Origin of the sequence: Lentibacillus kapialis, from assembly GCF_014646635.1 — a bacterium.
Classification (GTDB): Bacteria; Bacillota; Bacilli; order Bacillales; family Amphibacillaceae; genus Lentibacillus; species Lentibacillus kapialis.
Window position 1 is genome coordinate 1 of the sequence record NZ_BMNQ01000104.1, and the last position, 3694, is coordinate 3694.

At 36.9% G+C, this 3694-nt stretch carries 6 protein-coding genes and 1 pseudogene; 5 read left to right on the forward strand and 2 right to left on the reverse strand.

What is annotated here, in order from left to right:
• Positions 1 to 180 precede the first annotated feature (180 nt).
• Both IEW67_RS17585 and IEW67_RS17590 read left to right on the forward strand, forming a co-directional pair.
• Positions 181 to 690: a hypothetical protein gene (locus tag IEW67_RS17585; protein ID WP_188634381.1), complete on the forward strand. Its 510-nt coding sequence runs from the start codon at positions 181 to 183 to the stop codon at positions 688 to 690.
• 44 nt (positions 691 to 734) lie between these two features.
• A complete protein-coding gene (locus IEW67_RS17590) occupies positions 735 to 1040 on the forward strand; it encodes a GRAM domain-containing protein (RefSeq protein ID WP_188634382.1) in 306 nt (101 codons plus the stop codon).
• Between the two features lie 138 nt (positions 1041 to 1178).
• Here the strand turns inward: IEW67_RS17590 and IEW67_RS17595 are convergent, their stop codons facing one another.
• Both IEW67_RS17595 and IEW67_RS17600 read right to left on the reverse strand, forming a co-directional pair.
• Positions 1179 to 1505, reverse strand: coding sequence for a helix-turn-helix domain-containing protein (locus tag IEW67_RS17595; protein ID WP_188634383.1), 327 nt, complete (start codon positions 1503 to 1505; stop codon positions 1179 to 1181).
• 219 nt (positions 1506 to 1724) lie between these two features.
• Positions 1725 to 2090 (reverse strand): annotated as a pseudogene (locus tag IEW67_RS17600) (ATP-binding protein); the annotation flags it as partial.
• Between the two features lie 48 nt (positions 2091 to 2138).
• On the opposite strand from IEW67_RS17600, the gene IEW67_RS17605 reads away from it, so the two are divergent.
• The 3 genes from IEW67_RS17605 to IEW67_RS17615 all read left to right on the forward strand — a co-directional run bounded on the left by IEW67_RS17605 (position 2139) and on the right by IEW67_RS17615 (position 3489).
• Complete coding sequence (locus IEW67_RS17605; protein ID WP_188634384.1) at positions 2139 to 2393, forward strand: hypothetical protein; 255 nt, start codon at positions 2139 to 2141, stop codon at positions 2391 to 2393.
• Between the two features lie 82 nt (positions 2394 to 2475).
• On the forward strand, positions 2476 to 3132 hold the full coding sequence (locus IEW67_RS17610) for a DUF443 domain-containing protein (RefSeq protein ID WP_188634385.1): 657 nt from the start codon (positions 2476 to 2478) through the stop codon (positions 3130 to 3132).
• Positions 3133 to 3186: 54 nt separating this feature from the next.
• The gene (locus IEW67_RS17615) at positions 3187 to 3489 is read left to right on the forward strand and encodes a DUF4176 domain-containing protein (RefSeq protein ID WP_188634386.1); all 303 of its coding nucleotides are present in this window, start codon (positions 3187 to 3189) and stop codon (positions 3487 to 3489) included.
• The last annotated feature ends 205 nt before the right edge of the window (positions 3490 to 3694 follow it).

The following is a 3694-nucleotide window of genomic DNA, read 5'->3' on the forward strand; positions in this document are numbered from 1 at the left end:
CTTATTTTCGTCCGAACAGCGTATTTTTAGAAAACTTCAGGTTATGAAGCAACATTTTCTCGGAAAATAGACGCTTATGATTTTTTTATTGATTTATGAAATTCCCCCGTTTTTGGGGGCTAACCACAGTATAAAATTAATAAATTTAATGAATATAATTGAACCAGGAGGACAAGGGAAATGAAAAAGCTTTTTGTTATTTGTATTTTAAGTGTGATAATAGCTCTTGTGGCTTGTAGTTCTCCAGAGACAGATGAATTAGTTGAATATCATAACAGCTATTTAGAAAAAGTTAACCCAAAACTACAGGAAATAGATCAGTTATTAGTTCAATCTGCACAAGCAACAACACTTGAGGATACATATAATCTCGAAAAAAATGAAGTGAAACCACTTGTTGACGAAGTTACTCAATATATATTAAATCAGAAGCCTGAGACAGACGTTGTGAAGAAATTAAACAAAATGCGTGTAGAACAATTTAAGATATGGTCAGATGCATTTGATTCCAGGCTGCAAGCATTAGAGATCGCAATGGAAAAGTCAGAAAACGATCCAGAAGTTCAAAACTTAATGCAGCAATTTGAAGGTAAATTGGGGGAAGCCACAGAAATTCGGAAAAAAGCAGACAAAAAGTTCAATGAATTTGCAGACGAATATAATGTTGAGTTAACTGATCAAGAAAACTGAATAGTACTTAATAAACGTGTGAAGATCAGCTGAGGAGGCTTCCAATGGAGTTAAAAAGTAGTGAACACATTCAGTATGATATCGGGGCAAATCTTAAGCGCGGACTCGAGTCAGTTGGTGGGAAATTAAAGGTGACAAATGATAGGTTGTATTTTAAACCGCATACCATCAATATTCAGAAAAAGGAATTGGAATTGTCAATGAATAGTATTTCAGATGTAAAGAAAGCAAAATCTTTGGGTCTGATTTCAAATGCGCTAATTGTTGCAACAGAAGACGGCAGTGAATACAAATTTGTTTTAGGGAAGCGTAATGAAATTATGAGCTATATTAATTCTTGTTTGATTTGATAGTGGATAATCTTTTTATAGATAACAGCTTATGGCGGGGAAGAGGGGTGTGAATATTGCCATTGAATTGAACCATTTATGACAAAAGTGAGCCAGCACCTTGTTTAAATTCCCCATCGGATGATGGGGAATTTAAAACTAAAATGGTAAGATACCCAATTTTAGTTCAAGATTCAACTTTTCACACTCCAGTTGTTCTACTTCTTTGTGTAACTCTTTTATTTCTTTTTCCAGTCGTGCGATTTTTGTTTGATCATCAATTCCTTTCTCATAGGCTGATCCAACCTTACTAAGATCCTCTAAAAAATCCAGAACGTCTGGCTCATCTACCAAATAGTTATTACCATCTTTTGATGCTTTAATTTTCCCTTCAGTTATCCACTGTCTCACATCACTTTCATCACATTCTATTTCGTAGGAATGAAGTAGTTGAGCTGTTTCTGAAATTGTCATATAATCGATCATATCGTATTCACCTTTTTCAATTTTATAGATTGATAGAAACAAAATGCACATGGCCCATTCTTTCGTCTTTTAAAACTGGAGGGCGTAGCTTCGTAATGAGCGTGTGCTTGCGAAGCAAGCTTAACGCGAATTAGAAGGAAGCAAGCATAAGCGCGGTAGCCATTCCCAATTTAAATGATTAACTTGCTTCAATCTCTGCTTCCAAAAACAGTGAACGGCTTATTCTTTTAATCCATGTCTTTCCCTCATAGACACCTTTCCATCAATCAGAATATGATACGAATCATGTACGATACGGTCCAATATGGCATCCGCCAAGGTATCTTCTCCTATCTTTTCATGCCATCCTCTTGGATCAAATTGGGAACAAAAGATAGTTGAACCTGTTCGATGTCTTGCTTCAATGATTTCCAATAAATCACGTGCTTCATTTCCTTTTAAAGGTGTCAGGAGCCACTCGTCCAAAATAAGAAGATTAACCTTCTTGTACTGCTTCATCACTTTCCGAAATATCCCTTCACCTCTGGCTACTGCTAATGGGGAGAGGCAACCACACATAACGTTGTAGCGACAGGAATAGGTGTTGGAGCGACTACGGGAACCACAGCAGGATTAACTGTAGCAGCAGCAGCTGTGCTTGGATCTAATCCGGTAGGGTGGGCTGCAATAGGTATTGCTGCAGCCGGTGCGGCTGTCGGCGTTGGTGCAACGATGGGTTTCAATTATCTATATGATAATAATATATTGGGCATCCAAGATGGCTTAGATTGGGCAGGTCAACAAATAGATGAAGGCTTCAAAACAGTTACAGAAACCGCAACTAATCTTGCGGAAGACGCCGGTGAAGCGCTCAGCAGTGGTCTTGATGCCATCAATCCATTTAGTTAGTAGCCATTTAGTAGGATTAATGTGAGTCGTACAAGAATGCTGAGAGAAATTGGATGAGATGAGGAGGAAGGATGACAATCCAATGAACTGTAAGGTATATGGTGTATATAAAAATATAAGGTATCGAATCCTGGTCATTGATAATCAATCTTATATCCTGGATTTGGGAAGGTCCATTTGGCTAATGTTATTCCCATTTTTCTTCTGGATGTTCCCGAATCCCGTTTTTAAGGTAGAAGATCAAGAAATCGTGGAAAAATTAAAGACACCTGAAGTGAAACAGGCAAATAATACAGGAGGTCTAGGATTACTTAGTGGTGGTATTGCTGTTTTGATAGCTAATCTTCTAAGACCATTGACAGATTACTTTGATATTCAAAGTTCCCCATTCGTTAATTCGATTATTGTTATAATTGCGGTTATACTCATGTTTTTAATACGTTTTTATATTAACCATTTAAATAAGAAGAATCTCTATCAAGTGGTCAGGCTTGAACGACTATCAAAGGATCGTTTATGGGTTAGGCCAAAGCCGTTCAAGCATTTTTCCCTGGTTTTAGGTATGTACTTATTTTTTTTGATATTTACTGTAATGCTCTTTGTAGCATTCATTGAATTTCCGAATGTCTTGATTTTATGCTTTACAATGTTATTTTTGTTTCTCGTGCTATTTGCTAGCAGTATAGCAGTGGCGGTAGGCCATACTACAGTGAAATTTAAAGGGGATAAAAATAAGTAAGCTAACGCCGAATAAGACAGAAACGAGAATTAGAATATGGAGAGGAGAATCTACATGTTACCCATTGGTTCGATTGTGTATTTAAAAGAAGGAACGAGCAAACTTATGATCTTGAACCGAGGACCACTTCTGGAGACAGATGGGGAAAGAAAAATGTTTGATTACTCAGGATGTTTTTATCCGCAAGGCCTGGATCCCGACAATGTTTTCTATTTTAATGAAGAAAATATAGATGATGTCGTATTTGAAGGATTCACAGATTCCGAAGAAAAACGTTTTCAGAAGGTCTACAATGATTGGAAAGAAGAGAATGCATCGAATATTAAAAAGGGCACAGTCACAGGGACATTGGAATAAATCTGAGTTAAATATTTAAGCGGAAAGAAACAAATATATTACTTTCGTTTAGACTTTATAACCTCAGCTGATACGCTGATTTAACTTACAAATGCGTGGTCTAACTCCACCGTCTTTAGACGGTATCAGCTTTTAGCCCTATCTTTTTTGTCCATACTAAATCATGAGGTGAAAGTATGGACGGTTATCAAAAAAGTGGTCATGC

Excerpts from the sequence above, each read along its gene's own strand:
- IEW67_RS17585 (WP_188634381.1), top strand. The coding sequence starts at position 181 with ATGAAAAAGCTTTTTGTTATTTGTATTTTAAGTGTGATAATAGCTCTT.
- IEW67_RS17590 (WP_188634382.1), top strand. The coding sequence starts at position 735 with ATGGAGTTAAAAAGTAGTGAACACATTCAGTATGATATCGGGGCAAAT.
- IEW67_RS17595 (WP_188634383.1), bottom strand. The coding sequence starts at position 1,505 with ATGATCGATTATATGACAATTTCAGAAACAGCTCAACTACTTCATTCC.
- IEW67_RS17610 (WP_188634385.1), top strand. The coding sequence starts at position 2,476 with ATGAACTGTAAGGTATATGGTGTATATAAAAATATAAGGTATCGAATC.
- IEW67_RS17615 (WP_188634386.1), top strand. The coding sequence starts at position 3,187 with ATGTTACCCATTGGTTCGATTGTGTATTTAAAAGAAGGAACGAGCAAA.